The 25,478-nt window shown below is 72.7% G+C and carries 23 protein-coding genes; 6 read left to right on the forward strand and 17 right to left on the reverse strand.

All coding sequences use genetic code 11. From position 1 onward, the window contains the following. Window positions 1-32: 32 nt before the first annotated feature. Window positions 33-1,265 (forward strand): cytochrome P450 family protein, encoded by a 1,233-nt coding sequence (locus tag AC07AB_RS20595; RefSeq protein ID WP_478568827.1) that lies wholly within the window; start codon window positions 33-35, stop codon window positions 1,263-1,265. Window positions 1,266-1,337: 72 nt separating this feature from the next. On the opposite strand, the gene AC07AB_RS20600 is transcribed toward AC07AB_RS20595, so the two are convergent. The 14 genes from AC07AB_RS20600 to AC07AB_RS20665 all read right to left on the reverse strand — a co-directional run bounded on the left by AC07AB_RS20600 (window position 1,338) and on the right by AC07AB_RS20665 (window position 15,709). Continuing rightward, window positions 1,338-2,678 (reverse strand): hypothetical protein, encoded by a 1,341-nt coding sequence (locus AC07AB_RS20600; protein ID WP_478568830.1) that lies wholly within the window; start codon window positions 2,676-2,678, stop codon window positions 1,338-1,340. After that, window positions 2,675-3,733, reverse strand: a complete 1,059-nt coding sequence (truD, locus tag AC07AB_RS20605; RefSeq protein ID WP_478568833.1) for a tRNA pseudouridine(13) synthase TruD — start codon at window positions 3,731-3,733, stop codon at window positions 2,675-2,677. The genes AC07AB_RS20600 and truD overlap by 4 nt, the downstream gene beginning before the upstream one ends. After that, window positions 3,730-3,906 carry a hypothetical protein gene (locus AC07AB_RS20610; protein WP_478568836.1) on the reverse strand — a complete coding sequence of 59 codons (177 nt, stop codon included), beginning with the start codon at window positions 3,904-3,906 and terminating at the stop codon, window positions 3,730-3,732. Before AC07AB_RS20610 ends, truD begins: the two co-directional genes overlap by 4 nt. Before the next feature lie 120 nt (window positions 3,907-4,026). Beyond that, window positions 4,027-4,917, reverse strand: coding sequence for a hypothetical protein (locus tag AC07AB_RS20615; RefSeq protein ID WP_478568839.1), 891 nt, complete (start codon window positions 4,915-4,917; stop codon window positions 4,027-4,029). A 1-nt stretch (window position 4,918) separates the two neighbouring features. After that, window positions 4,919-5,704 carry a tyrosine-protein phosphatase gene (locus AC07AB_RS20620; protein WP_478568842.1) on the reverse strand — a complete coding sequence of 262 codons (786 nt, stop codon included), beginning with the start codon at window positions 5,702-5,704 and terminating at the stop codon, window positions 4,919-4,921. Window positions 5,705-5,930: 226 nt separating this feature from the next. After that, a complete protein-coding gene (locus AC07AB_RS20625) occupies window positions 5,931-7,520 on the reverse strand; it encodes a hypothetical protein (protein WP_478568845.1) in 1,590 nt (529 codons plus the stop codon). Continuing rightward, window positions 7,507-8,067 carry a P-loop NTPase family protein gene (locus AC07AB_RS20630; RefSeq protein WP_478568848.1) on the reverse strand — a complete coding sequence of 187 codons (561 nt, stop codon included), beginning with the start codon at window positions 8,065-8,067 and terminating at the stop codon, window positions 7,507-7,509. The genes AC07AB_RS20625 and AC07AB_RS20630 overlap by 14 nt, the downstream gene beginning before the upstream one ends. A 1-nt stretch (window position 8,068) precedes the next feature. Next, entirely contained in the window at window positions 8,069-8,734 is a 666-nt protein-coding gene (locus AC07AB_RS20635; RefSeq protein WP_478568851.1) for a 2OG-Fe(II) oxygenase, read from the reverse strand. A gap of 1 nt (window position 8,735) precedes the next feature. After that, complete coding sequence (locus AC07AB_RS20640; protein WP_478568854.1) at window positions 8,736-9,854, reverse strand: aminotransferase class I/II-fold pyridoxal phosphate-dependent enzyme; 1,119 nt, start codon at window positions 9,852-9,854, stop codon at window positions 8,736-8,738. Further along, entirely contained in the window at window positions 9,851-11,212 is a 1,362-nt protein-coding gene (locus AC07AB_RS20645) for a B12-binding domain-containing radical SAM protein (protein WP_478568857.1), read from the reverse strand. Before AC07AB_RS20645 ends, AC07AB_RS20640 begins: the two co-directional genes overlap by 4 nt. A gap of 5 nt (window positions 11,213-11,217) precedes the next feature. After that, a complete protein-coding gene (locus tag AC07AB_RS20650) occupies window positions 11,218-12,474 on the reverse strand; it encodes a DegT/DnrJ/EryC1/StrS family aminotransferase (RefSeq protein WP_478568860.1) in 1,257 nt (418 codons plus the stop codon). Between the two features lie 36 nt (window positions 12,475-12,510). Next, window positions 12,511-13,401 carry a DUF6071 family protein gene (locus AC07AB_RS20655; protein WP_478568863.1) on the reverse strand — a complete coding sequence of 297 codons (891 nt, stop codon included), beginning with the start codon at window positions 13,399-13,401 and terminating at the stop codon, window positions 12,511-12,513. A gap of 63 nt (window positions 13,402-13,464) precedes the next feature. Then, entirely contained in the window at window positions 13,465-14,934 is a 1,470-nt protein-coding gene (locus AC07AB_RS20660) for a carbamoyltransferase family protein (protein WP_478568866.1), read from the reverse strand. A 244-nt stretch (window positions 14,935-15,178) separates the two neighbouring features. Next, window positions 15,179-15,709 (reverse strand): GrpB family protein, encoded by a 531-nt coding sequence (locus AC07AB_RS20665; RefSeq protein WP_478568869.1) that lies wholly within the window; start codon window positions 15,707-15,709, stop codon window positions 15,179-15,181. A 240-nt stretch (window positions 15,710-15,949) separates the two neighbouring features. Here AC07AB_RS20665 and AC07AB_RS20670 point away from each other — a divergent pair, with 240 nt between their 5' ends. From AC07AB_RS20670 to AC07AB_RS20690, 5 genes are all read left to right on the forward strand, one after another. Then, window positions 15,950-17,041, forward strand: a complete 1,092-nt coding sequence (locus tag AC07AB_RS20670) for an FAD-dependent oxidoreductase (RefSeq protein ID WP_478568872.1) — start codon at window positions 15,950-15,952, stop codon at window positions 17,039-17,041. A 133-nt stretch (window positions 17,042-17,174) separates the two neighbouring features. After that, entirely contained in the window at window positions 17,175-18,119 is a 945-nt protein-coding gene (locus AC07AB_RS20675) for a TIGR03619 family F420-dependent LLM class oxidoreductase (RefSeq protein ID WP_478568875.1), read from the forward strand. Between the two features lie 120 nt (window positions 18,120-18,239). After that, window positions 18,240-19,940, forward strand: coding sequence for an amidohydrolase (locus AC07AB_RS20680; protein WP_478568878.1), 1,701 nt, complete (start codon window positions 18,240-18,242; stop codon window positions 19,938-19,940). Beyond that, a complete protein-coding gene (locus AC07AB_RS20685) occupies window positions 19,927-20,259 on the forward strand; it encodes a hypothetical protein (protein WP_478568881.1) in 333 nt (110 codons plus the stop codon). The genes AC07AB_RS20680 and AC07AB_RS20685 overlap by 14 nt, the downstream gene beginning before the upstream one ends. A 49-nt stretch (window positions 20,260-20,308) precedes the next feature. After that, on the forward strand, window positions 20,309-21,835 hold the full coding sequence (locus AC07AB_RS20690; RefSeq protein WP_478568884.1) for a sodium:solute symporter family protein: 1,527 nt from the start codon (window positions 20,309-20,311) through the stop codon (window positions 21,833-21,835). A 29-nt stretch (window positions 21,836-21,864) separates the two neighbouring features. On the opposite strand, the gene AC07AB_RS20695 is transcribed toward AC07AB_RS20690, so the two are convergent. From AC07AB_RS20695 to AC07AB_RS20705, 3 genes are all read right to left on the reverse strand, one after another. Beyond that, window positions 21,865-22,722, reverse strand: a complete 858-nt coding sequence (locus AC07AB_RS20695) for a fumarylacetoacetate hydrolase family protein (protein WP_478568887.1) — start codon at window positions 22,720-22,722, stop codon at window positions 21,865-21,867. 108 nt (window positions 22,723-22,830) lie between these two features. After that, a complete protein-coding gene (locus AC07AB_RS20700; RefSeq protein ID WP_478568890.1) occupies window positions 22,831-23,718 on the reverse strand; it encodes a DODA-type extradiol aromatic ring-opening family dioxygenase in 888 nt (295 codons plus the stop codon). Then, a complete protein-coding gene (locus AC07AB_RS20705; RefSeq protein WP_478568893.1) occupies window positions 23,711-25,264 on the reverse strand; it encodes an aldehyde dehydrogenase in 1,554 nt (517 codons plus the stop codon). Before AC07AB_RS20705 ends, AC07AB_RS20700 begins: the two co-directional genes overlap by 8 nt. Window positions 25,265-25,478: the final 214 nt, after the last annotated feature.

Consider the following 25,478-nt stretch of genomic DNA (forward strand, 5'->3'; position numbering starts at 1 on the left):
GCCCCCGGGCTCCGTTCCAAGGGGGAGATCTCATGGGTAAGACCCGGCAGGCGCACCGCGTTCCCGTTCGCCTCTCTCCGGAGGGCGTCGACCAGCATGGGGAGAACGCGCGGCTGAGGGCGCTCGGAGCCGCGGTGGAGGTGGAGCTGCCGGACGGTGTCACGGCGTGGGCGATCACCCGCCACGAGGAGTTGCAGCGCCTCTTGGGCGACCCGCGCGTCGTCAAGGACCTGCACCACTGGGCCGCGTGGGCGCGGGGCGAGGTGCCCGAGAGCTGGCCGATGCTGAGCTTCGTGTCGGTCCGGGCCATGACCGCCACCGACGGGGCGGCCCATCGCCGGCTGCGCGGGCTCGTGGCCCAGGGCTTCACGGCCCGCCGCATCGAAGCGCTGCGGCCGCGCATCGGCCGGATCACCGAGGACCTCCTCGACGGGCTGGTCTCGGACGTACCCGGGCCGGTGGACCTGCGGGAGAGGTTCTCCTATCCCTTGCCGATCAGCGTGATCTGCGAGCTGCTCGGCATACCCGAGGACCGCCGCGAGGAGCTCCACGGGCTGTCCGCCGTCATGACGGACACCACCATGGACCGTGCGGGGGTTCTGGAGGTCCAGCGCGCGATCTACGCGGGGCTCGGCTCCCTGATCGCCGCCAAGCGCGAGAAGCCGGGCGACGACCTGACGAGCGATCTGATCGCCGCCCGGGAGGCGGGCGACCGGCTGACCGAGGAGGAGCTGATCGGCACCCTGTTGCTGATGTTCGTGGCGGGGCACAACACCACGCTCAATCTGATCACCAACGCCGTGCGCGCGCTGCTGACCCACCCCGACCAGCTGGCCCTGGCCCGCGGCGGTGCGCGGCCGTGGAGCGCGGTGACCGAGGAGACCCTCCGCTGGGACGCGCCCGTGGGCCGTTTCCCGCTCCGGTTCGCGCTGGAGGACATCGAGGTCGGCGGTGTGGTGATCCCCAAGGGGGACGCCATCCTCGCCGCCTACGGGGCGACCGGGCGCGACGAGGTCCTGCACGGCCCGGACGCCGAGCGCTTCGACATCAGCCGCGACTCCTCCCGGCACCTGGCCTTCGGCCACGGCCCGCACTTCTGCCTCGGCGCCGCACTGGGCCGCCTGGAGGTCGAGATCGCCCTGCCCGCCCTCTTCGACCGCTTCCCCGGGCTCGCGCTCGCGGTGCCGGCCGAGGAGCTGGTCCCGCTGCCCTCCATCGTCAGCAACAGTCCGCGCTCCCTGCCGGTGCTGCTCACGCGGGGCTGACAGGGGAGGCCGTCTCCGGGGCTCTCGGCGCGGCCGGTGCGCACCCGAGCGGGGATGCGCACCGGCCGCCCTTCAGACCGCGGGCCGGACGTCCGCCCCCAGTTGTACGAGGTCGGTGACCAAGTCCTCGTAGCCGCGCACGAGATGGCCGGCCCCGCCCACCCGGACCGGGCCGGGCACCGCGAGGGCGGCGAGCAGCAGGGCGGCGGCGGCGCGGAGGTCGCCGCCCGTCACGGACTGGTCCGGACGGCTGGGCGGGCGCCCGCCGCCCACCCGGGCCCGGGCGTCGGTCACCTCGATGTCCGCGCCGAGCCGCCGGAGTTCCGGCACGTGTGTGAAGCGGCGGCGCCACACGGTTTCCCTCAGGTGCGAGACGCCCGGGGCGAGCGTCGCCAGGAGCATGAAGAAGGGCTGGCTGTCGCTGTAGATGCCGTGCGAGGCGACCGTGACGTCGACGGGGGCGCTCGGCGGTTCGCCGGTCAGTTCCAGGGTGTCGGCGGTGGGCCGCCAGTCCAGACCCATGTCGCGGGCGACGTCGATCTCCGGTGCCAGGCCCGCCGCCAGGCGGTCCGGTGTCAGCCCGGTCAGTCGGATCGTGCTCTTGGTCAGGGCGGCGGCCGTGGCCCAGGTGACCACCGTGATCAGATCGCTGACCAGCACGTGCCGCACGGAACGGCCGTGCCCGCCGTCCGGCCGGCCCTCGATCAGCAGATCGCCCTCGGGCGTGCAGCTCGTGGGGCGGCCGGTGGCGTCGATCAGCCGGACCAACTCGGTGACGTCGGGTTTCGGGTAGGGGTGCCGCAGCCGGGTGGTGCCCCGCGCCGAGGCCGCGGTGAGGATCGCCATCTTGGTCGCCCCCGAGTACAGCGGACCGCTGCGCAGCCCCCGGTCGGTCGTCCAGTCGCGCAGATCCAGTTCGCAGGCGGTCAGCCGGTCGGCGCGTACGGTCAGGGAGCCGTCGGGGCCGACGGTGACCTCGGCGCCGAACCGCTGGAGCACTTCGGCGTACTGGCGCACCGGACGAGCGCCGGCGCTCTCGTCGCCGATGCGGCAGCCTCCGGCGGCCGGCAAGTGCACCCGGCCGGAGCGGGCCAGCAGGGCGGGCAGCAGGTAGACGGCGCCGTGGATGCGGTCGACCAGCCGCGGGTCCAGTGTCCGCCCGGTCAGGCCCGAGGGGTCGACCCGCACCGTGCGCCCGTCGCTGTGCGCCTCGGCCCCGAGGGATCGCGCCAGCGCGAGCAGCACCCTGGTCTCCTCGATGGCGGGGCAGTTCTCGATCGTCACCACCGAGCGTCCGGTGAGCGCGCCGGCCAGGACGGTGACGAACGCGTGCTTGAACCCCGGTACCCGGACCTCTCCGCTCAGTTCGCGCCCACCCCGCACCAGCAGCTCGGACGGAGGACCGGCGCTCACCGCGCGGCCGCTTGGAGCTGGTGGAAGAACTGGCTGACCGCGGTGGTGCCGTAGCAGCCGGAGCCGAGGAAGAACTTGAGCACGCACTTCCACGCCCCCTGGGCGCTCTCGTCCTCGGTGACCTCCCCGACGCGGATCTGCGTCTGCACGGCGGCCGGCCGGGCCGAGGCGGACGAGGCCATCCGCCCGTCCCGCCAGCGCCAGCTGTCGTAGCGCAGGCCGAGGCCGTCCCGCAGGACCGCCAGGACCCCGTCGGCCGTGGTGGGAAAGAGATACGGGATGCCGTCGCGCTCCTCCCAGGCCACGGCGTCGGCGCAGCGGTCCCGCACCAGGTCGCCCACCTGGCGGTTCCAGGCGAAGGAGGCGTGGGAGGAGAGGAAGAAGGCGACCCGGCGCTGGTCCAGCGCGGAGAAGAACTCGGCGGCGGGGCCGGTGAACCGCCCCGCGGCGTCCGCCTCGGGGGAGCCGGACTCACTGACCAGTTCCAGGGCCCGCCCGTGGTCGCCGTCGAGGAGCGCCTGGCCGATCAGGTGGGTGCGCTTGGGGCCCGTGGGCACGCCGAAGCGCTGGGTGTCGTAGTAGTTGACGAAGTACAGGCTGCGCCGGCCGCGGATGCCCTGGAGCAGTTCGGCCTGTGCCTGGTCCAGATGGCGCACCACGATGTGGAAGCTGTTGCCGTCCAGCTCCCCCACCCCGAGCGCCAGTGGTCCGTAACCGTGGTGACGCAGCATCAGGAACGGCGGGTGGCCCTGCTGGTGTTCTCCCGCGCCGTGCGCGGTGTTGAACTGCTCGATACGTTCGGGCGCCAATGCGCCTGCGAGGGACACCAGTTGGTCGGTGATCGCGTCCTCGTCCTTGAGGCCCGCGTAACCGATCTCGCGCGCGTCCCGGCCGCAGAAGGCGGAGAGCGCGTCGATCGCCTCGAAAGTGGTGTAGCCGCGCTTGCGCAGCCGCACATAGTGGTAGGGGGTGCTTTCGGCGTCGGGGCCGCTGGTGGGCAGCACCATGCTCTCCGAGACCAGGAAGTCGGCGGGGAACTTCTTCAACAGCGTCATCGGTTCACCGCCGTCCGCGCAGCGGAGACGGCCGGCCCGGCCGCGGCGAGGGCGCTGCCCCCGCGCGCGGGAGGGCGCCCGGCCGGCCACTCGCCGACCGGGTCACCGGCCAGGCTGTGCGGACGCTCGTATTCCTCGGCGAACTCGTCGAAAGACCTGGCCCGGAGCTGCACGGTCCGACCTCCTCGTTGGCGGGCTTGCTGGTGTGCGTATCGGTGTGCGTGCCGGTGGGTAGCTGTGTGGCGGCGGGGAGGCATGCGGGCGGGCGGTGTCGCGGGCCCGCGGCCCGCGCGTCAGCCCCGGGCGGCGCCATGCCGGGCCTCCACCGCGCTCTCGTACGCCAGCAGCAGTTCGTCGGTGACGAAGTCCCGTACGTGGTAGTGGAGGGGTGCGCCGATACGGACTCCGTCGATCCGCAGCCGGAGCCGGTCGTCGAAGGTGTGGCTGACGTAGGGGCGCCATTCGCGCGCCGATTCCGGCACCCCGGGCCAGCCCTGGACGCATGCCTTCATGTGCACGAAATGCGGGGTGCCGGGGCGGGGGCCGGCGGCGATGTCTTCGAGGCCGGTGTCCCGGATGGCCAGCAGGAAGGCGGAGTCGGAGGAGAACGGCACCTGGGGGTTGCCGAAATGCCGGTCGCAGGTTCCGGCCCAGTCCTCCAGATAGCCCGACATGGTGGCGAACAGCCGCTCGGCGACCGGTCCGCGCCGGAAGTAGCAGAAGCCGTTGTGCAGGTCGGGCAGGCCGATCCGGTACAGCTCCTTGCGCAGGGGGTTGTGCGTGATCGGCTCCCCTCGGTAGGTGACCGCGGTCCCGCCGACGAGGTCCGCCGACGCCATCACCTCCCACCAGGGGGACACGTCGTCGAAGAAGAGGGTGTCGGCGTCGACGGTGACGGCTTCCTCATACGGGTTGAGGTCGTACATCCGCACGTAGTTGTCCACCCGCCAGGACTTGTCGACGAAGTCCGGCCGGACGTCCGGGATCGCGATGACGTGGTCGAAGGCGCGTCGGTAGCGGTCCGGCATGGGCTGGGAGCTCGGCACGATGACGCTCAGCCCGGTGACGGCGGACTGCGTCAGGCGGAGCGACAGCGCGAGGCAGTAGGCCATGCGCAGGTAGTCGGCGCCGTCGTGGTTGAAGGCGTGGGTGAGGTAGCCGCGCCGGGCGCGGGGTGGGGTCACGTCAGCTCCTGTCGCTGTCGGGTCGGGGTGGGCCGCCGCCGGTGGCGGCCGCGCGGGGATCGCCGAGGAGGACGTGGCGGGCGCGGCGCACGGTGTCCGGCCGCAGTCCGTGGTCCATGAGGAACCGCCGGACCGAACCGTGTTCGTGCTCCAGACCGGCCAGCAGCGCCCACAGGACGCGGCTGGGGGTGGCGGTGCGCGCGGCCAGTTCGTACGGGGCCAGGCCGCGCGCCCACGGCAGCAGCCGCGTCGCGGCCGGGTCCCTGCGGAACAGCCGGCCGGTCAGGGCGTGATCGCGGGCGAGGTCCGCCGTACGTACGCCCACCGCGCGCAGGGCGAGCGCGCACACCACGGAGGTGCGGTCCTTGCCGGCCGAGCAGCAGACCAGGAGCGGCAGGCGGTCCGGCTCGGCGAGCAGGCCGACGAGTTCGGCGGCGGTGGGCGCGGCCGGCCGGGCCAACTGGCGGTAGTAGGCGAGGTAGTGGGAGGGCTGGGGCGTACCGCCGGACTTGATCGCCGACCGGTCCGCGACCAGCGGCCGGGACAGCACGGTGACGCCCGGGGGCGGCTTCTCGCCGCCGCTCTCGCGGCCGTCCCGCAGGTCGACGACGACGCGCAGGCCGGCGCGGTCGGTCAGCGGGCCGACGGCGGCCCCGGCCCCGCGGTACAGCAGGCCGGGCCGCACGCGCAGCCCGGCATCGGCGCGCAGGCCCGCGAGGTCCCGGGCGTTCGGCGCGCCGGGGACGACCCGGGAACCCGTCGCGGTCCGGGACGGTGGGCTGGACACGCTCATGCCTCCGCGACGGCGGAGGGCTGACGCGGCTTCTCCTGGCTCATACGTGCTCCGTCTCGTGCGGTGCCCGGACCGGCTCTGCGCCATCGGGCTCGTTGGTGGTGCGGGGCCGACGCCGCGGACCGCTTCCGTGGTCTGCGCGCCCGGCCGGACCGGCGGCGGGGCCGGGCGGTGTCCGCGGCGGGCCGGTCCGGCGCGGCCTCGCGCCCGCCCGGCGGGGCTATCCGTGCGTGCGCTCATACGCCTTGACGGTGGCCCGCCGGAAGTACCGATGGATCTCGTTGCGCGTCGCCCGGCCCGCGAGCATCGCGTCGAGCGCCTGGCCGAAGGTCTGTCTGCGCCCGTGCAGCGCCATGTCCTCGGCGAGGTCGAGGAGCCGCCCCGCCTGGTCGGCGAATTCCGCGTTGCCGCGCAGCCAGCGCTCGATCGGCTTGTGCTCGTTGGTCGTCGGGGCGTCGATCCGGTTCCGGGCGAGCCGCGGCCGCTTGCGCTCCAGGAGGGTGTCGTAGAAGCGGTTGCCGACGCGCCAGGCGTTGGGCAGGTCCAGCGCGGACTCGAACACGTCGATGTCCTCGAATACCGAGTAGTGGGGGATCTCCCCGAGGGCGTGGAACAGTCCGCCCTGTTTGACGGACATGCTCATGCTCTGGAAGTTGAAGCCGCGCCTGCGCTGGACGCCCGAACCGCCCAGCCCCGACAGCTCCTGGGTGATGTCGTCGACGATCCGCTCGGCGGCGGCCGCGCTCGCCTCCTCCTTGGCGAGTTCGTGGAAGAGCCCGGCGGCGATCTGGTGGTCGTCCTGCGGGCCGTCCTCGGGCTGGTGCCCCTTGTCGCTGAAGAGGTGGTCGCCGAGCCTGCCGGACAGCAGCGCGCGGGAGTCCGCGACGAGGGCGTCCCGTCCGGGCAGGTACTTGCACCACTCCAGGTCCGCCATCGGCCGGTGGTGCAGCGAGGCGGCGAAGTACCGGGGCAGTTCGCGGTTGCGGCCGGGGAAGTCGAGCGGGACGCCGAGGGCCCGGGCGACGTGGCCGGCCGACCGCCCCGCGGTGCTGCGCCGCTCGCCGAAGAAGTAGCCGGTCAGCTCCATGCCGGCGGTGACGCAGGCGGCGCCGGTGACGCGCGAGTCGTGCCCCCCGCTGACCCCCAGCAGCGCGGGCCCGCCCCGTGGTGCGCACGCCCCGATCCGCCGCCCGGCCTGTTCGATCAGCTGCCAGCACCTGTCCAGGGCCTCGTCCATGTCCCGTGCCGCCGGCTCGAAGCGGTACCGCCAGCTGCGTGCCCTGCGCACCATCGCGCCGCCGAAGGACAGCAGTGTGCCCGGCGGCTGGCGGCGGACCCCCCGGGCGAAGGTACGTCCGTTCACCGTGGCTCCGAGCACGCGGAAGGCGTCCGCCGCCCGCTCGTCCAGACGCCGGGCGGAGGCGGGGATCCGGGTCAGCAGCTCGGTGAAGTCGTTGCCGACGGCGAAGCCGCGCGCCATCCGGTCCGGGCCGTCGGTCCAGGAGTACAGGTCGGCGACGCCCAGGTGGTCGTTGAAGGCCAGCACCCGGGTACCGCCCGGCTCCGCGCGCAGGTACGCGCCGGCGTAACTGCCCTTGACCGGGGCCCAGTCGGCGGCGGTGCCCGTGTCGGCGGCGCCGCGCAGCATCCGCAGAAGCCGTGCGGGGGTCATGCCGCTGTCCGGGTGGAGCACTCCGTCGAAGAGGAGGAGGTCGTGTCCGGTCCGGCCGAGCACCGTCACCCGGTCGTCCGTCACCACCCGCACGCCCGGCAGGCCCCGCTCGTGGGCCGACTCGTCAGCGACCACCAAGAACATCGCTCCCCCTGTGCTCTTCCCCCGGGGCTTGCGCCCGCACCCCGGCCAGGTACGCCGTGACCTCGGCCGGTGTGCGCAGCCGCACCACGGTGCCGTCGAACGCGGCCAGCATCCGCCTCTCCTTCTCCCGGCGGTCGCGGAAGTCGAGCAGCACCTTCACCGCCGGGTGCCGGCGGCTCAGCACGCCCGGCCAGGTCTCGCGGTTGCCGGCCCACAGCGTCTGCCGCGTCAGCAGCCGCCGCGCGGTGCGGCGCAGTACCCGGCCCAGCACCACGCCCCGGCTCAGCTCCAGCCAGATCGCGGTGTCCGCCCGGGCCCACAGCCGGGGCAGCACTTCCGGGTAGGCGGTCGAGTCGGCGACCCAGCCGTCCGCCGCGGTGAGCGCGGTGACGTCGTGCGCGAAGGACGCCCGTACGCCCCACCGCGGGCCGTGCCGCAGCGCGTCGACTTCGATGTGGCGCAGGCCCAGCCGCCGCGCGAGCGCTCGGGCCAGGGTCGACTTCCCCGCGCCGCAGATGCCCACGATCACGATGTTGGGCATCTCATCGCTGCCCGGTGTCCGCGGCGGCTTCGGCGGGCCGGGCGAAGTGCACCAGCAGCGTCTTCCTGTCGTGCGGGCCGGCGCCGGTGACCGGTGGGACCGCGTGCCAGGCGCGGTCCGTGCGGACCATCAGCACCGAGGTCCCGGCGTGGGGGTACACCTCCTGGCTCCAGTCGTCGATGTCGGCGGAGCGCAGCACCCGCAGCGCGCCGGACCACCGCGGGTGCCACTCCTCGTTGAGGTAGAACAGATGGGTGACCACCTTGTCGGGGCGGTCGACGTGGGGTTCGATCCAGCAGCTGTCCGCGTAGCGGACCAACCGGATGTCCAGTACGGTCCCGGCGAGGTCGGTGCCGGTCGCGGCGCTGACGGCGGTGCGGTAGGCGGTGCTCGTCAGGTCGTCGAGGAGCAGTCTCCAGCGCGGGGAGAGCCTGCCGATGTTCCGCCGGTCCGGCGCCCCGAACCTGACGAGCTGGTAGTTGTACGTCCGGTAGCGCTTGCCGCCCGCCTCGGCGGAGTCCCGTACGTCGTAGTGGAAGCCCTCGGTGGGGAACTCCTCGACCAGGGCGTCCTGGTGGCCGGCGAAGCTGTCGTGCAGCACGGCGTACGGGTAGGGCTCCGTCGACAGCGGCGCGGAGCCGATGGCCGTGAGGTCGAGCAAGGTCATCTCAGCTCCTCGCCGGGGTCGGCAGGCCGGCCAGGACGTCCGTCACCCGGCGGACGGCGGCGAGGCTCGGAGTGGCGACGCGCAGCCCGCCGGAGAAGCCGGTCTCCCCGTTGAGCAGTCTGGTCCGGATGCCGTCCGCGAGCAGCGCCGCGTGCACCCGCGCGGCATCGTCGGGTTCCGCGTCGAAGGCCACGAAGTTCGCCTGGGTGGCACGGGCCGACCAGCCCGGGAGCGCCTGTTCGACGGCGCGGGCCAGCGCCGCTCTCGCCGTCCGCACCTCGGCGCGCGCCGTGCGGAAGACCTCGGGCTCGGCCAGGGCGCGCTCCAGCAGCGCCAGGCTCATGTGGGAGAGCATGCCGTCGGGCGCCCATCGGGCCAGGTAGTCGATGATCGACGCCTGAGCCATTACCGCGCCGACCCGGGCGCCGGCGAGGCCGTGGCTCTTGGAGAAGCTGTTGATCCGCAGGACGTTGTCCCACGCCTCCAGGCCCTGGAGGGTGGCCTCCCCGTCGTCGGCGTAGGCCAGGTAGCAGGTGTCGACCACGACGACGCTGCCGTGATGGTGGGCCGCCGCCACCGCCTCGGTCAGCTGCTCCCGGGTGTGGAGCCGGCCGGTGATGCTGTCGGGCTGGGTGATCACCAGTACCGCCGGCGGCCCGGACAGTAGCCGTTCGGTCAGCGCGGTGGCGGCCATCGGCGCCCGGTGCGGCATGTCGACGCCGTCGAGGCGGAAGCCGAGGCGGGCGGCGCACCGGGTCCAGCTGTCGAAGTGCGGGCGGGCGACGACCAGGCGTCCGGCCGGGGCGGCCAGTGCCTCGCAGACCAGGTTGATGGCGTGGTCGGAGCCCGGGGTGAGCAGGACGCGCGCCGGATCCTGTCCGAAGTGGGCGGCGACGGCGTCGCGGGCCGGGCCGGTCAGGGGGTACTCGACGGCGGTGGCGGGCGCGAGGCCGCCGAGCTGGCTCGCGTGCCACCGCGCCACCGCGGGGTGCAGCAGCTCGCAGCTCTTGAGGTTGAGCTGACCGGCGACGTGGTTCCGGCTACGGGCGTCGAGGGCCCATACGGCGGCCTGGGTCGGGAACCAGTCCCGCAGCGAGCGCTCCGGAGTCCGCGCCGTCATGACCGGGACCCCGCCGCCGGGGCGGTGCCGCGCCGCTCCCCCACCTGCTCGCCGACGCGCGTCAGGCGGCGTTCGCGGCCGAAGACGATGTCATAGGCCCGTTGCCGCTCGGCCGGGTCGGTGAAGGTGTCGTCGGGCAGGATCTGCCGGTTGTGCAGCGAGAGGGCGTCCACGGACATCCCCGGGTGCAGTTGTTCGTGCGGGCTGTACATGGTGGGCCGTACGCGTCCGCCGACGGCCCGGACCCCGGCGATGGCCGCTTCCGCGTCGGCGACGGAGGTGCCCGGCAGTCCGACGATGACGAAGCAGTTCAGCTCGACGCCGGCGCGCTCGCACCAGGCCGAGAGCGCCTCGACGGCGTCCTCGCCCTTCCGCTTCAGCCGTGGCAGGGCGGCGTGTCCGGATTCCGCCAGGGTCTCCACTCCCACGCTGATCCGTACGCACCCGCTGCGGCCCATCAGGGCCACCAGCTCCTCGTCCAGGTGGTGCACCGTGGTCGCGCACTTCCACGGGTACCGGGCGCCCCGCTCCACCAGACGCTCGCAGAGCTCTCTGGTCCAGGACCGGTTGAGGGTGAACGTCGGCGCGTAGAAGGCGACGTACTCGAAGGGGAGCGCGGCGAAGGACTCCTCGATGTACCGCACCACCTGCTCCACCGTGGCGCGCCGGTCCGGTTTGCCGAAGACCGCGGGGACCTCGCAGTAGTCGCAGCCGACGGGGCAGCCCCGGGCCGCCGGGACCACCAGTTCCCGGCGGCCCGGAATGCCGCAGAACTTGTTCTGGTCGTCCCGGTACAGCCAGTCGTAGGCGTGGTACGGGATCTCGGAGACGTCGGGCATCACCCAGTCCTGGGCGGAGAGCACGGCGCCGGGCTTGGCGGGCGCGCTCCACTCGCCGTCCGTGCGCAGCCAGACCCCGGGCAGGGCGCCGGCCGTCGGCGCGCCTTCGCCCACGGCGCGGACGAACTCCGCCACCCCCGGCTCGTAGTCGCCCGAGCCGACGATCGCGTCCAGGTCGAAGTTGGTGAACATCTGCGGAAGCATGCCGCTGAGCCGACCGAACGTCACCAGCCGCGCCTGGGGGGCCAGTTGGCGGGCGTAGGTGAGGAAGCGGGTCAGCCCGTCCACCCCGTCCAGGTCGTTGGTGACCGCCACCACGTCGTAGCCGCCCTGGTGCAGAAGGTCGCCGACCTCCTTCCACGTACGGGATTCCACGGAGGCGTCGAGGGTGTCCACCTGGTCGACCTCGGGCCGGCGGCGCAGATAGTCGGCCACGCTGTAGAGCAGGTTGTGATGGCCGGCGTTGAAGTAACTGAGGACCTGGGGTGGCCAGATCACGAGGACGCGCAGAGCAGGCATGGCCGTCAGTTCCTTGCTGTCTCGGTCGGTCGGTGGCGGGCCGGAGCGGCCCCGTCTGCTGGTTCGGTGCTTGCGGTGTCCGCCGCCGGGGCGGTGCTCGCCGTGCCCGCCGGGGCGGTGCTCGCGGCGGCACGTCCGCCCACGGTGCGCAGGGCCGCCCGTACGGCCCGCGCCACCGCGTCGGCGTCCTCGTCGGTGAGGCCGGGGAACAGGGGAAGGGACAGGCACTCCCGGGCCAGCGCCTCGGTCTCCGGCAGCCCCTCCGGCGCGGTCCGGAAGGCGCGGAACGGCCGCAGGTGGTGCACCGGCCGCGGGTAGTGGACGCGCGCGTCGATGCCGTTCCGCGCCAACTCGGCCCGCAGCGCGTCGCGTTCGGGGTGCCGGACGACGTACAGATGGTACGCGTGACCGGCTTCCGCGGATACGGCCGGAAGCGCGAGGCCGGTGTCGTCGAGGAGCCGCCGGTACCCGGCCGCGGCCCGCCGCCGCGAGGCGGTCCACTCGTCGAGGTGCGGGAGCTTGGCCCCGAGCACTGCGGCCTGGAGGGTGTCCAACCGCCAGTTGTGGCCGACCGCGACGACCTCGCCGTCCTCCCGGCCGTGGTCGCGCAGCGCCCGGGCGCGCCGGGCGATGGCGTCGTCGTCGGTGACCAGCGCTCCCGCGTCGCCGAAGGCGCCGAGGTTCTTCGACGGGTAGAAGCTGAAGCAGCTCACGTCCGCGTACGCCGCGGCCGGCCGGCCCTCCCAGGTGGCCCCGTGCGCGTGGGAGGCGTCGGCGACGACCGGGATGCCGTGCTCGGCGCCGATCGCGGCCAGTTCCCGCGGGTCGGCCGGGTGACCGTAGAGGTGGACGGGGACGATGGCCCGGGTCCGCGGGGTGATCGCCGCTCTCACCTGGTCCGGCCGGACGGTACGGGTGGCCGGGTCGATGTCCGCGAAGACCGGTGCGGCGCCGGTGTGCACGATCGCGGCCGCGGTGGCGACGAAGGTGGCCGAGACGGTCACGACCTCGTCGCCGGGGCCGCAGCCGACGGCGGCCAGGGCGCACTGGAGGGCGCTGGTCCCCGAGGACGTGCCGACGCAGTGGGCGGTGCCGTTGTATGCGGCGAACCGCCGCTCGAAGGCGTCGACGGCACGGCCGTGGATGAAGTCCCCCGCGGTGACGGCCTCGTCGACGGCGGCGCGGAGGGTGTCCATGAGGGCCGTCCGTCCCAGGTCGTTGAAGGGGACCCGGCCGCTGGCAGGCGTGTCGGGTGTCGTCAAAGGTCGCTCCTCCGGTCGCGGGGGCTGCCCCGGGGGTCAGGGGTAGATGTAGGGGTCGGACCGGTCGGAGCGCCGGACGCGCGACTGGGTGCGGCGGGCCCGCACGAATCTCCCGATCCGCTCGGCGCCCTTCCTGTCGTGCCGTCTCAGCGCTCGGGCGCCGCCCAGCACGGGCAGTCCGGCGGCGGCGAGCCGTGCGTGGCCGACGTCCTCGAACCCCGCGGTCCCGAACCCGGCGGTCCCGAACCCCGCGGTCCCGAACCCGGCGGAGCCGATGTGAGCGGCCAGCGACTCCGCCCAGAGCCGGTGGCCGCTCTCGTTGGGGTGCTGGACGTTGACCGTGTGAGGCCGCCGGCGCAGGAAGTCGGCCATGGTCGGCTCGGCCGGATCGTGAGGGGCGAAGGGCGCGCCCGTGAGGGTTTCCTGTACGCACGTACCGTGCAGGTGCCGGGGCAGCCCGGGGGCCACGATGCCGTTGAAGAACGCGTGCGCGATGCCGTGCTGTTCCAGGAAGGCGTGCAGTGAGGCGACCTGGGTGGCGTAGCGCTGCTCGGCCTCGTCGGGGCAGTCGGCCGTCTTCCGGTACGCCGATACGAGCCGGTCCAGCGCCCTGATGTCGTACGCGTGGTGGGGGACGATCTGCCGGTAGTCGCCCGCGACGTGGAACTCGCGCCGGGCGGGGTGCGTCCACCCCACGACGACCAGCAGCGCCCGCGGCGGCAGGCCCTCCTTCAGCCAGCGCGCGACGAAGTCGATGGACGTCCGTACGACGCGGTCGTTGGACCCGCTGGGCATCGCGTCGTTGTAGCTGCCGTCGGCGTCGAGCGAGGCGTGCAGCCGCCCCGGCCAGCTGTAGCGCCAGCGGTACTCATGGTCCCGGCACACCCTCGTGGCCGGGTCGTCGGCGAGCTCCGATCCGTAGGTCATGGAGCAGCCATTGGCGTAGACGTACACTTTCCCACCGCCCTTCCGCGCACATCGGACCGCACGTCAAAAAACCGGCACCTGGTACTTCCTGGCGAAGTCCTGAGCGTCCTGCCAGGTGTTGACCAGTGGTTGGCCCCGGATGTTGAGGCTTGTATTGAGCAGCATCGGGCAGCCGGTGCGCTGGTGGAAGCGTGAGATCACCTCGTGGAGCAGGGGGTTCTGTTCGCGGCGCAGGGTCTGGACGCGGCTGGTCCCGTCCACGTGGCACACCGCCGGGTACGTTCCGGGCTCCCGGCACGCCACCACGTACTGCATGTACGGGGCCTCGGCCACGGGCATCTCGAAGAGCTTGTCGGCGTACTCGGCGAGGACCACGGGCGCGAACGGCCGGTAGCGCTGCCGCTTCTTGATCGCGTTGACCCGGTCCTTGGTGGCCGGGTCCCGCGGGTCCGCGAGCAGGCTGCGGTTGCCGAGGGCTCTCGGGCCGTACTCCGCGCGCCCGTTGGCCAGTCCGGCGACGGTTCCGCTGAGCAGGGCGTCCACGATCCGGGCGGGATCGGTCTCCCGCCGGATGTCGTGTCCGAGGTAGGGCCCCTCCCACGGGAGGAACTCGCGGCTGTGGGCGGCCAGCGCCCCCACCGCCGAGCCGGCGTCCCCGGGGTTGGGCGGGATCCAGATGTCGTCGAACAGCCCCATGCCCGCGAGCCGTCCGTTGAAGAGGCAGTTCAGCGCGACGCCGCCGGTGTAGACGAGGTTCCGGGACGGAACGTTCCGTGCGACCCAGCGGAACAGGCCGGTGAGCACGTCCTCCAGTACGGCCTGGGCGCTGCTCGCCAGGTCGGGCGGGTGGGTGAGTTCCGGGTGCCAGCGCGGGCCGAGCCCCCGGTGCAGGCTCCGCTTCAGCGCGAAGTCCGGCGGTTCACGGCCGGCCAGCAGCTCGGTTTCGAGGAGCGCGCGGTGGCGGGGGGTTCCGTAGCCCGCCATGCCCATGAGGATGTACTCCTCCTCATTCGGCTTGAGTCCGGCCCGCTGGGTGAGGGCCGAGTAGAAGAGTCCGAGGCTGTGCGGGTAGCGGACGGAATGCACTTTCCGCAGACGGCGGCCGCGTGCGTGCCAGACGGTCAGTGTGTCCCATTCCCCGATGGCGTCGACCACGACCACCGCGGCGTCGGTGAACGGCGAGGTGAAATAGGCGCCCGCGGCGTGCGACTTATGATGGGAGACGAAGTGCACCGGCTTCCCGCGCAGCGCCGGGAAGCGTTCGAAATAGCGCTTGGGGCTCACCGTCAGGGCTGCGGACCAGTTCCGCGCCGATACCTGGCGCAGCCTTTTCAGTAAAGGGCGTTCGTAGTAGACAATGCCCTCGATCTCATCGGCGTACCGCAGTGCGTCGTCGAGCAGAGCGCCGTTGAGAAGGGGGTCGTTCTTCTTTCGGCTGTACCTCTCGCTGTGCGAGGCGAATACGATTCGGCCGTCCCTGAGGACAGCCAATCCCGCGTCGTGCGCGAGACAACTGACGCCGACCAGCGCCACCTGCAACTCCCCTCGGTGGAGGTTTGCCTCTGGTGTTCCTTACTGGTGTTCCTCAATCGAACGCATGTATCAGTCATTGAGTCATACATGGGCGTGGCACCACTCAATTAAGGCACCGCCAGTGGATCAGCACAAGCGACTTCCGGCCATCGGACGGGCCGGGTCCGGTGCGGGTCCACCGGGGCACGGGGGTGCGCGAACGGACTCGGCAGGGGCCCGCGCGGGCGCGTCCAGGGCGGCGTCGTCAGCCTTGGCCGACCGACCGACGGGCCTCTTCGTCCGCCCGGACCAGGACGTTCCCGATGAACGCGGACTTGCCCTCGGTATACGCGGACCGGTCGTCGCGGTGCCGGGACGCCAGCTCCCGCTTGAGTTCGCCATAGCGCCGCACGCTGTCCGGATGCGCGCGCAGGAAGTCACGGAAGGCCACGTGGCGGGCGAGCTCCGGACTGTCGGCCGCACAGACGTACAGATGGTGCGCGGCCGTTCCCTCGGGAGCGGCGAATGCCTCCCGGCCGGAAATGCCCAAGTCGCCCTCGTGCGTGTACCCCAAGGGCCGCAAGGCCGCGATGGCTGCCGCCGGATCCGCTCCGGCGGGGATGACCGCGTCCATGTCCACAATGGGTTTGGCCGGCAGGCCGGGGACCGCCGTGCTCCCGACATGCTCGATACGCAGGAGCAGTGGGCCCAGCCCATTGCGGATAACGGCGGCCAGCCGTCCGAAAATCACCGGCCATCGCGGGTCGTACTCGACGATCTGCACGGGCTGGGACATGCGGACACCTTCCTCGGCAGTGCCGCCGGCTCTCTCCGAAATAATTCCGATGCACTGCAAGAGCCTTGCGCCACTTGGCTCTTTGTAGTCTACTCCTGCGGAGTCGGCCGCCGTCGCACTCCCATCGGCCTTTCCGCGGCGATGCCCGTGATGACGGCGGGCGCCGTTTTCCGGAGAGCGCCACCGGGCAGAAATACCCTTGCCGCCGCGCAGACCGCTTCACGAAGGATTCGGAGGAGCATGGTGCAGGCTGAGCGCGTCGCAGTGGTGGGCGGCGGGATATTCGGTTCGACCACGGCGGTGGAGTTGGCCCGGGCGGGATATTCCGTGGTGCTCTTCGAGCAGTCCCCCACCTTGCTGTCGTCGGCGAGCAGGGCCAACCAGCGGCGGCTGCACCGCGGTTACCACTACCCGCGGGGGATGGACACCGTCGCCGCGGTGCTGCGGGCCTTCGGCGCCTTCAAGGCCGAGTACGGTGCGGCCATCCACGACGGATCCGCCCACTACGTGGCCATCGCCAGCAGGAACAGCCTGGTGACCGCGGAGCGGTACCTCGCCTTCTGCGACCGCGTCGGGCTGCCGTACCGCGAGGAGTACCCGCCGTTCCTGCGGAGGTCCTCGGTCGAACTGTCGGTGCGCATCGCGGAGTCCCATATCGACATCGACGAACTGCGCCGGCTGTGCGCGGCCAAGCTGACCGCCGCGGGCGTCGAGGTGCGGCTGCGGACCCGGGCGGACCGGCGCGCGCTGCGGGAGTTCGACCACGTGGTGCTGGCCACCTACTCCTCGATCAACGCCATGCACCCCGGGCCCGTCTCCGCCATGCCGGAGTACCAGTTCGAGGTATGCGAGAAGCCGCTGGTGGCGCTCCCGTCCATGTACCTCGGCCACAGCCTGGTCGTCATGGACGGCCCCTTCATGTGCCTGGACCAGGTCGCCGGCACCCGCGACTTCCTGCTGGGCAACGTCGATCACGCCATCCACGCGACGACGGTCGGACCGTACCCGCTCATCCCCGGCCCGCTCATGCGGTATGTGAACGCCGGGCTGGTCCGCCGCCCCCAGGTGACCCGCTTCCCCGACTTCCAGCGCTTCGCCCGCCGGTTCGTGACCGGCTTCGCCGAAGCGGCGCACCTGGGCTCGTACTTCACGGTGCGGGCCGTCCTCCCCCATGTGGAGACCACCGACGACCGCCCGACGCTGGTGCGGCGGCTCGACGAGCGGACCGTCGCGCTGTTCGGCGGGAAGATCGCCACCTGCGTGCCCGCCGCCCGGCAGGCGGCCGGTCTGCTGCGCGAGGGCAGCCGGCAGCCGTTGGACCGCGTCCGCTGAATCACGAGAAGACGGCCGGGTCGCCCTGTTCCGCATGGGGCGGGGCCCGGATCCGGCACGGCTCTTGAGGAGGACGCCGGACCGGCTTAACGTTTGAGGCCAAACAATACCTCGAACGCAGTCGGGAGCCCGGATGTCCAAGCCCCACCCCCGTATGACGCTCGTACTGACCGAGAACTGGACCATGACCGGCGGCCGTTGCGACCTGGACGCCATGGTGCGCTGGGCCCGCGAGGCGGAGGACGCCGGGTTCGACTCGGTCATACTCAGCGAGCACATCGTGCTCGGCCCGGACGCGGGGGCCGGGGGCCCGATGCCCAACCCGCGCGAGTACGCCCTGCCGGGCAACCAGGCCCCGGACACACCGTGGCCCAGCTCCGTCGTCCTGCTCGCCGCCATGGCCGCCGTCACCGAGCGGATCCGGCTCGCCGCCGCGGCCGTACTCGCGCCGCTGCGCCACCCGCTGCTGCTGGCCAAGGAGTTGGCCACGCTCGACCTGCTGAGCAAGGGGCGGCTCGTCGTGCTTCCGACGGTGAGCTGGAGCGAGGACGAGTACGCCGCGCTCCAGGTCCCCTTCGCCCGGCGGGGCAGGCTGCTCGACGAGCACCTCGCCGCCTGGAAGCTGCTCTGGCGGCCCGGCCCCGCCGCCTTCGAGGGCGAGCACTACCGCTTCCGCGACGCCTGGCTGGAGCCGAAGCCATACCGCGCGGGCGGCCCCGAGCTGTGGTTCGGCGGCTCGACACTGCACAGCGCGGTCCTGCGGCGCCTCGTGGCGTACGGGCACGGCTTCAACCCGCTGGGGCGCCCCGCGCCGGCCGAGCTGGAGAAGCTGCGCGCGGCGATGGCGGAGGCCGGTCGGGACATGTCCGAACTGGAGATGGTCGGCGGCACGCGCGCCGTCTTCCCCGACGGGACGTCGGTGGCCGGTCTTGAACGGGCGCTGGAGGCCGTACCGGAGCAGATGGAGCAGGGCTTCACGACGTTCTGCATCAAGCCGTCGCAGTTCACGGACGACCCGGACGGGGTCGGGGACTTCTGCCGCGAGGTGATGCGGCGGGTGGAGCGGCTCGCCGGGTGACGCGGTAGCGGCACGGGGCACGGCGGCAGTGCGGGGGCCGGGAATTCGTGCAGCACCCTTGCGCCGGGGACAGCTCCCGGGCTTATGTTTGGGCCCAAACGAAATGGAGGGAGGTCATCCATGCCTCACGCCGCCGACCTCGTGCTGGTCAACGGCACGGTGCTGACCGTCGACGCCGCGTTCCGCACCACGCAGGCCGTCGCCGTGCGCGACGGCCTGATCGCGGCGACCGGGAGCGACGACGAGATCCGCGCACTCGTCGGGCCCGGCACCGAGGTCATCGACCTCGAAGGGCGCACCGCACTCCCCGGGATCAACGACTCGCACCTGCACGCCGCCGCCTTCGGCGCCACCCGGCCGCCGCTCGCCCTCGACGTGGCCTCGCCCGCCGTCTCGTCGATCGCCGACATCCGCGAGGCCGTACGCCTCAAGGCCGCTCAACTACCGCTCGGTGGCTGGATATTCGGCAACGGCTGGGACGTGGGCTATCTGAAGGAGTGCCTGGCCGAGCCGGGCCGCACCCCGCGGCGCCAGGACCTGGACGAGGTCTCGCGGGAGCACCCGGTGCTCCTGTACGAGTTCTCCGGGCACACCTCCTGGCTCAACTCCCGCGCCCTGGAGGCCGCGGGCATCACCGGCACCACCGAGATACCGCCCGGCGGCGTCATCGAGGCCGACGCCGACGGCGCCCCCACGGGCATCCTGCGCGAGGGCGCGCAGGACCTGGTGAACGCCGTGGTCCCGCTGATGGACGACGCCGCCCGCGAGGCCGCCATCCGCTCCGCCGTCGCGGTCTGCCACGCCGAGGGCATCACCAGCTTCACCGAGCCGGGCCTCGGCCCCGGCGGCACCTCGCTCTTCCTCGGGGTCGCGGACACCGGGACGCTCCGGATGTACGCGCGCCTGGAGGCGGCCGGTGAACTCCGGGCGCGCGTGAGCGTGCTGCTGCTCCCCCTGGAGATGGGCGGCGCGGCCCGGCACCTGCCCGAGCGGATGGCCCGGCTCGAAGGGGTGTGCGCGGGGGCCGATCCCCGACGGCTGCGCGTACTCGGCGTCAAGCTGTTCGCCGACGGCATCCCGCCGAGCCGCACCGCCTGGATGCACGAGGAGTACGTGGGCGGCGGGTACGGCGGCCTCTGCCTGCACGGCCACAACGACGCGCAGCGCGTCGACGAGCTGGACGCGATCGTGCGCTACGCCCACACGGAGGGCCACCAGCTCGGCGTGCACATCACCGGGGACCACGGCATCGACGCGGTCGTCGACGCCTTCGAGGCGGCGCAGACCGGCGCCCCGCGCCCCGACCCGCGCCACTACGTCATCCACGGCGACTTCGCCTCGCCCCGCTCCCTGGCCACGCTGGCCGAGCGCGGCTGGGGCATCAATATGAACCCCGGGGTCAAGGACGCCATCGCCGATCTGATGGACGGGATCGTGGGGCCCGAGCGCTCCGCCTACCAGTGGCCCGTACGCAGTGCCGCGGAGGCCGGCATCCCGGTCACCGCCAGCTCGGACGCGCCCATCACCTACCCCGACTGGCGCCGGGGCGTGGCGTCGATGATGCTGCGGGAGTCGAAGGCGAGCGGGCGGCGCAGCGGCCCCGAGCAGTGCGTCGACCTGGAGACCGCGATCCGCGCGTACACCTCGAACGCCGCGTGGCAGGACTTCGCGGAGAGCTGGAAGGGGTCGCTGGAGCCCGGCAAGGCGGCCGACATCTGCGTGGTGGACGGCGATCTCGCACACGCGGACCCGCACGAGATCGCGGCGATGCCGGTGGCGATGACGGTCTTCGACGGGGAGATCGTCCATGATGCCCGGTGACCTGACGCCCGGCGGCGCGGCGCCCGGCGGCACGGGTGAGGGGCCGCCGCGGCCGTTCCGGAAGGGGCCGCTCGCACGGCGGTTCGCCCGCTGGGCCCTCACCCTCTCCCCGCGGCGGAAGTGGGCGATCTTCGGTTCCTGGTTCGCGCTCGACGCCGTAGTCGCGCTGGCGCCGCCGGTGTACTGGGTCGCGGGCGATCCCGCGTTCCAGAGCGGAATCCCGCTGTCCTTCTGGTACTTCCTCGCCATCGGCGCGCACGTCTCGGCCGGCGTCATCGCGCTGTACTGCGTCGAGGCGGCCCGCGGCGAGATCGACTGACCGCGGCTTCGACCGACACCTCCTCGGACCTGAGAGGGGTTCGCCCCCAGTGAATGTGTTCCTCGGCTACAGCATGGTGGTGCTCTTCTTCGCCGGAGTGCTCCTCACGCTGTACATGCACCGCCGGCGCGACGCCGACTTCACCGATTACGCCGTGGGCGGGCGCAGCTTCGGCAGCGGCTATCAGACCATGTCGGTCCTCAACACCTGGTTCCCCGGTTCGGTCTTCATCGCCGACGCCGGCCTGGCCGCGCGCAGCGGCGTGATCGGCTTCCATCTGCTGGTCTACGGGCTGTTCGCCTACCTGCTGATGTATCTGATGTCCCGGCGGGTGTGGATGTGGGGGGAGCTGAACGGGCTGCGCACCCAGTCCGACCTGTTCGGGCTGCGCTACGGCGGAACGGCGTCGCGCACCGTGCCCGCGCTCATCCAGGTCCTGGTCAACTTCCCGATGACCGTGCTCGGGATGCAGGCCATGGGGCTGATCTTCTACTACATCTCCTTCGGGCACCTCAGTTACTCGCAGTCGGTGCTCGCGGGCGTGCTGGTCCTCGTGGCGCGGCAGTTCTGGACGGTGCGCATGGGCATGCGCGGAGTCGTCGTCACGGACTTCTACCAGGGCATCATCGCGTATGTCTTCGGCTCGGCCCTGCTCCTGGGGCTCATCATCTATCTGGCCGTCAACGGCCACGGCTTCGACCGGCTGCCCGTCGAGCGGCTGTCGCTGCCCATGGACGGCGGCGGCAGCGGCGGACTCTACCTCTTCGCGCTGACCTTCACGGGCGCGGTGGGGGGCTGGTGCCTGTCGGGGATGTTCGTCCGGCTGTTCACGGCGGACGGGGTGCGGAGCGTCAAGCGCTCCGCCGTGTTCGTCATGCCCTGCTCCCTCGTCTTCGCCGGGCTGCTGCTGACCGTCGCGCTGCTGTCCGGGACGCTGCCCGGCGTCTCCGACAACCCCGACCGCGCCCTGTTCACCCTGGCCCAGCACATCGGCGGCCCGTGGATCATCATCGCGATCGCCTTGTGCGTCCTGGCCGCGCAGATCGGCATGGCCGACGGGGTGCTCCAGTCGGTGGGGACGCTCATCTCCAACGACCTGGTGTCGGTGTACCGGCCGATGAACGACAAGGGGCGGCTGCTGGCGGCGAAGATCTCCATCGCCGTCTACACGGCGGCCTCGGCGCTGGTCGCCAACATCGGGCTCAGCAACCTCATCACGCTGTCGATCATGGCGTACCAGGGGGTGGTGCAGCTCGCCGTGCCGCAGTTCCTGGGCCTCTTCTGGCAGCGCGGCAACCGGATCGGCGCGGTCGCCGGAACCGTGGCCGGCTTCTGCACCGCCGCGGGGCTCTCAGCGGCCTACCCCACGTCCATCCCCTGGCTGGACGGCCTCACCTCGGGCGTCGTGGGCATGGCCCTCAACCTCGCGATATACATCGCCTGCGCGTACCTCTTCCCGCAGAGCGCGGTGGAGGGGCGGCGGGTCTCCGAGCTGTTCGCCGCCACGGCCGTCTCCAGCACGCCGGCCGCGCCCGGAGAGGCCGCGGCGGCGCCGCCCGGGCCGGCCCGGACCTGACCCACGGGCACGCCCCTGCCCGGAGCGCTTCAGGAGCGGCGGGGCGGGCGGACGCCGCGGTGTTCCCAGTCGCCGCCGAAGGCCGTGGAGCGGACCTCCTCCGAGGCGGTCGGCTGCGCCCCGCAGTCCTCCCGTACGGGCGTCGGGCCCGTCACGATGTGGTTGGTCAGCCGCCCCAGGCCCTCCGCCTCGACCTCCACGACGTCGCCCGGCTCCACAGGGCGCGAGTTCGCGGGCGTCCCCGTGAGGAGGACGTCGCCGGGGACGAGGGTGATGGTACGGGCGATGTCGGCGACGAGATAGTCCATGTCCCACGTCATCTCGTCGGTCGAACCGTCCTGCACCAGCTGCCCGTTGACGTACGTACGCAGGTACTTGCCGTGGAAGTCCCACCCCGTGACCAGCCCGGGGCCCAGCGGGCAGAGCGTGTCGGAGCCCTTGACCCGGAGCATCGAACCGGCGTCCGTGTCACGGAAGTCGTGCAGGCCGTAGTCGTTCGCGACGGTGTACCCGGCGATGTACTCCCCGGCGTCGCGCGGCGCGACGTTGCGGCAGACGCGGCCGATGACGAGCGCGATCTCGCCCTCGTAGTTGAGGTACCGGCAGCCCTCGGGGCGCACCACCGCGCCCCCGTGCGCGTTGAGCGCGGAGACCGGCTTGTGGAAGTACGTGGGCGCGGACGGCAGGGAGATCCGGAACTCCTCCACCCTGCTGCGGTGGTTGAGGTGCACCGCGATCACCTTCGAGGGCTGTACGGGCGGCAGGTGCCGTGCGTCGGCCGCCTTCACGCGGCGGCCGTCGCCCGCGACGAGTTCACCGCCTTCCCTCGCGACCTGGACGGCGGCGCCGTCCAGCAGGATGCGGCGGTGCTCACGGGTGTCGCTCATCTCGGTTGGTCCTCCTCGGGGGTTCAAGGGATCGAGAGGCGCCCCCGCGGGGCGCCCCTGCCAGGACACGCGGTCCGCCGGACCGGGCTAGCGGTCCGCCGGACCGGGCTAGCCGGTCCAGCCGCCGGCCGGGCGGTCGAACCACAGGTGGACCTGTCCCGTACCGATCGAGTTCTCGTACGCGCTGTAGGCGCGCGCGGGCGCGGTCAGGCGCTCCTCGCCCAGGGCGCCCGCCATCATCAGGTAGTGCCCGAAGCCCGCCTCGGGCCGGTGGGCGGCGAACTCCGGCATGGTGCGCAGCACGCGCGCGTGGTCGCCGCGCAGCAGCCATCCGATCCGCTCCTCGTCGGCGGCGCGCGCCTGGGGGGTGCGCAGGTGCACGGGGTCGCTCGCCTCGTGGTCGCGCAGTTCGCGCAGGGGCCAGAAGGTGTGGGAGAGCGCGCCGGAGGCGATCAGCAGCACCTTGCGGTCCGGCAGCGCGGCGATGCCGTCGGCGAGCGCGCGGCCGAGCCGGAGGTGGTCCTCGGCGTCCCCGGTCTGGCACACCCCGACGGAGATCCACCGTTTGTCGGGCAGCCCCCGCCCCAGGTACGTCCACAGGTTGACGGTGGCGTAGTGGATCGGCAGGTACGGGTCGTCGACCGGGGTGATCCAGGTGCCGCGCTTCGAGGCGAACGCGGCGGTGGAGCGGGCGAGTTCGGGGTCGCCGGGGAAGTCGTAGGGCATGCGGGACATGCCGCGCGGCAGTTCCTCGGAGGTGAACAGCCCGGCCCTGCGGGACTGCGCGGCGATGACGAACTCGACGGTGGTCGCCCAGTGCGAGTCGAGGACGACGACGGTGTCGTAGCCGGGGGTCTCGAAGACGTTCCGGCGCAGCCTGCGCAGCCCCGGCACCAGGCTGACCTCGCGGCCGGCGTTCAGCTCCCGCCGGCTCGCTCCGGGCAGGACGATGGTGGGGACGTGGGCGAGGAGGCCGGCCCCGACGATCTCACCCATGGTGCTGCCATCCCGTCGGCGCGGTGACGGTGTTCTTGAGGTCGCAGTAGAAGTCGAAGCTCCAGTCGCCGCCCTCGCGTCCCATGCCGGACTCGCGGGAGCCGCCGAAGGGCGCGGCGAGGTCGCGGACGAAGAAGCAGTTGGTCCAGACCGTGCCGGCGACGAGCCGCGCGCCGACGCGGGCCGCGCGCTCGCGGTCCCCGGTGGCGAGGGTGGCGGCCAGTCCGTACCGGGTGCCGTTGGCGAGGGCCACGGCCTCGTCCTCGGTGGAGAAGGTCTGAAGGGTGAGCACGGGCCCGAAGACCTCCTCCTGCACGATCTCCGAGTCCTGCGCGACATCGGCCAGCAGCGTCGGCCGGTAGTAGGTGCCGCCCATGCGGCCGGTCAGCTCGGTGTGCGGGCCGCCGCCGAGGAGTGCGGTGGCGCCGTCCGCCAGCGCGCGTCGGACGAAGCCGTCGACCCGCTCCAGGTGGCGGGGGTGGATGGTGGGGCCGATGCCGGTGGAGTCCTCGCGCGGGTCCCCCTGGACGAGGGCGCGGGCCCGGTTCAGGAAGCGCTCCAGGAAGGCGTCCCGTACGGAGTCCTCGACGAGCAGCCGGGTCGCGGCCAGACATACCTGGCCCGCGTTGTCGTACTGCTCGACGGCGAGGTCGGCGGCGAGGTCGAGGTCGGCGTCCGCGAAGACGAGCAGCGGGGACTTGCCGCCGAGTTCGAAGCTGGTGGGCACCAGGTGCTCGGCCGCCGCCCGGGCGATCCGGCGCGCCGTGGGCACGGACCCGGTGAAGCTGATGCGGCGCACGCCCGCGTCGGAGACGAGGGGTTCGCCGGCCTCGTCGCCGTACCCCTGGAGGACGTTGAGGACCCCCGGGGGCAGCCCTGCCTCGGCGGCGATGTCCGCGAGGAGCGAGGCGGTGAGCGGGGTCCACTCGGCGGGCTTGAGGATCACCGGGTCGCCGGCGGCCAGCGCGGGGCCGATCTTCCAGGTGGCCAGCATCAGCGGCGCGTTCCAGGGCGTGATGAGCGCGGCGGGGCCGGCCGGGTCCCAGGTCACGTGGTTGGTGTGGCCGCGGGTCGCGAAGTCGTCGTGGCCGAGGGCGAGCAGGCGGTCGGCGAAGAAGCGGAGGTTGTGCGCGGCGCGGGGCATGACGCCGCGCCGGTGGGAGCGGAGCAGCGCGCCGTTGTCGGCCGTCTCGACGGCGGCGAGGTCTTCCAGGCGCGCCTCGATGCCGTCCGCGACGGCGTGCAGCAGCCGGGCGCGTTCCGGGTGCGGCGTCGCGGCCCAGCCGGGGAAGGCGGCGCGGGCGGCGGCGACGGCCGCCCGGGCCTCCGCGGCGCCGCCTCGGGCGATCTCGGCGAGCGGCGTCCCGTCGATGGGCGAGCGGTCAGTGAACGTGGCGGCGGAGGCGAGGCGTTCGCCGCCGATCCAGTGGCGGGTGTCGACGGTGACGCCGGCCACCGTGGCGGTGGGCGGGCGGTCCCGGTGCTCCGACGGCGCCGGGGCCGCCTGATGCGCCGGGGGTCCTGGTGCGGGCGCGGGGCGAGCCATCGCAGCCTCCAATTCGTTTGAGGCCAAACAAAATAGGCGACCTCGTTCCAGGCGGTCAACCCTCTTCCCCGGCGGCGCCCCCGGGCTATCATTTGGCCCCAAACATCTTGTCGGGGGTGTCCACGCCGACCCCTCGGGCACCGCAGGCACCTCCGGTTCAGCCGAGACCGCCGACCCATCCGACGCAGGAGACACGGGAGACACGGGAGACACG

This window comes from Streptomyces sp. NPDC044033 (assembly GCF_056434425.1).

Excerpts from the sequence above, each read along its gene's own strand:
- AC07AB_RS20595 (WP_478568827.1), top strand. The coding sequence starts at position 33 with ATGGGTAAGACCCGGCAGGCGCACCGCGTTCCCGTTCGCCTCTCTCCG.
- truD (WP_478568833.1), bottom strand. The coding sequence starts at position 3,733 with ATGACGCTGTTGAAGAAGTTCCCCGCCGACTTCCTGGTCTCGGAGAGC.
- AC07AB_RS20630 (WP_478568848.1), bottom strand. The coding sequence starts at position 8,067 with ATGCCCAACATCGTGATCGTGGGCATCTGCGGCGCGGGGAAGTCGACC.
- AC07AB_RS20635 (WP_478568851.1), bottom strand. The coding sequence starts at position 8,734 with ATGACCTTGCTCGACCTCACGGCCATCGGCTCCGCGCCGCTGTCGACG.
- AC07AB_RS20640 (WP_478568854.1), bottom strand. The coding sequence starts at position 9,854 with ATGACGGCGCGGACTCCGGAGCGCTCGCTGCGGGACTGGTTCCCGACC.
- AC07AB_RS20645 (WP_478568857.1), bottom strand. The coding sequence starts at position 11,212 with ATGCCTGCTCTGCGCGTCCTCGTGATCTGGCCACCCCAGGTCCTCAGT.
- AC07AB_RS20655 (WP_478568863.1), bottom strand. The coding sequence starts at position 13,401 with ATGACCTACGGATCGGAGCTCGCCGACGACCCGGCCACGAGGGTGTGC.
- AC07AB_RS20665 (WP_478568869.1), bottom strand. The coding sequence starts at position 15,709 with ATGTCCCAGCCCGTGCAGATCGTCGAGTACGACCCGCGATGGCCGGTG.
- AC07AB_RS20670 (WP_478568872.1), top strand. The coding sequence starts at position 15,950 with ATGGTGCAGGCTGAGCGCGTCGCAGTGGTGGGCGGCGGGATATTCGGT.
- AC07AB_RS20675 (WP_478568875.1), top strand. The coding sequence starts at position 17,175 with ATGTCCAAGCCCCACCCCCGTATGACGCTCGTACTGACCGAGAACTGG.
- AC07AB_RS20680 (WP_478568878.1), top strand. The coding sequence starts at position 18,240 with ATGCCTCACGCCGCCGACCTCGTGCTGGTCAACGGCACGGTGCTGACC.
- AC07AB_RS20685 (WP_478568881.1), top strand. The coding sequence starts at position 19,927 with ATGATGCCCGGTGACCTGACGCCCGGCGGCGCGGCGCCCGGCGGCACG.
- AC07AB_RS20695 (WP_478568887.1), bottom strand. The coding sequence starts at position 22,722 with ATGAGCGACACCCGTGAGCACCGCCGCATCCTGCTGGACGGCGCCGCC.
- AC07AB_RS20700 (WP_478568890.1), bottom strand. The coding sequence starts at position 23,718 with ATGGGTGAGATCGTCGGGGCCGGCCTCCTCGCCCACGTCCCCACCATC.
- AC07AB_RS20705 (WP_478568893.1), bottom strand. The coding sequence starts at position 25,264 with ATGGCTCGCCCCGCGCCCGCACCAGGACCCCCGGCGCATCAGGCGGCC.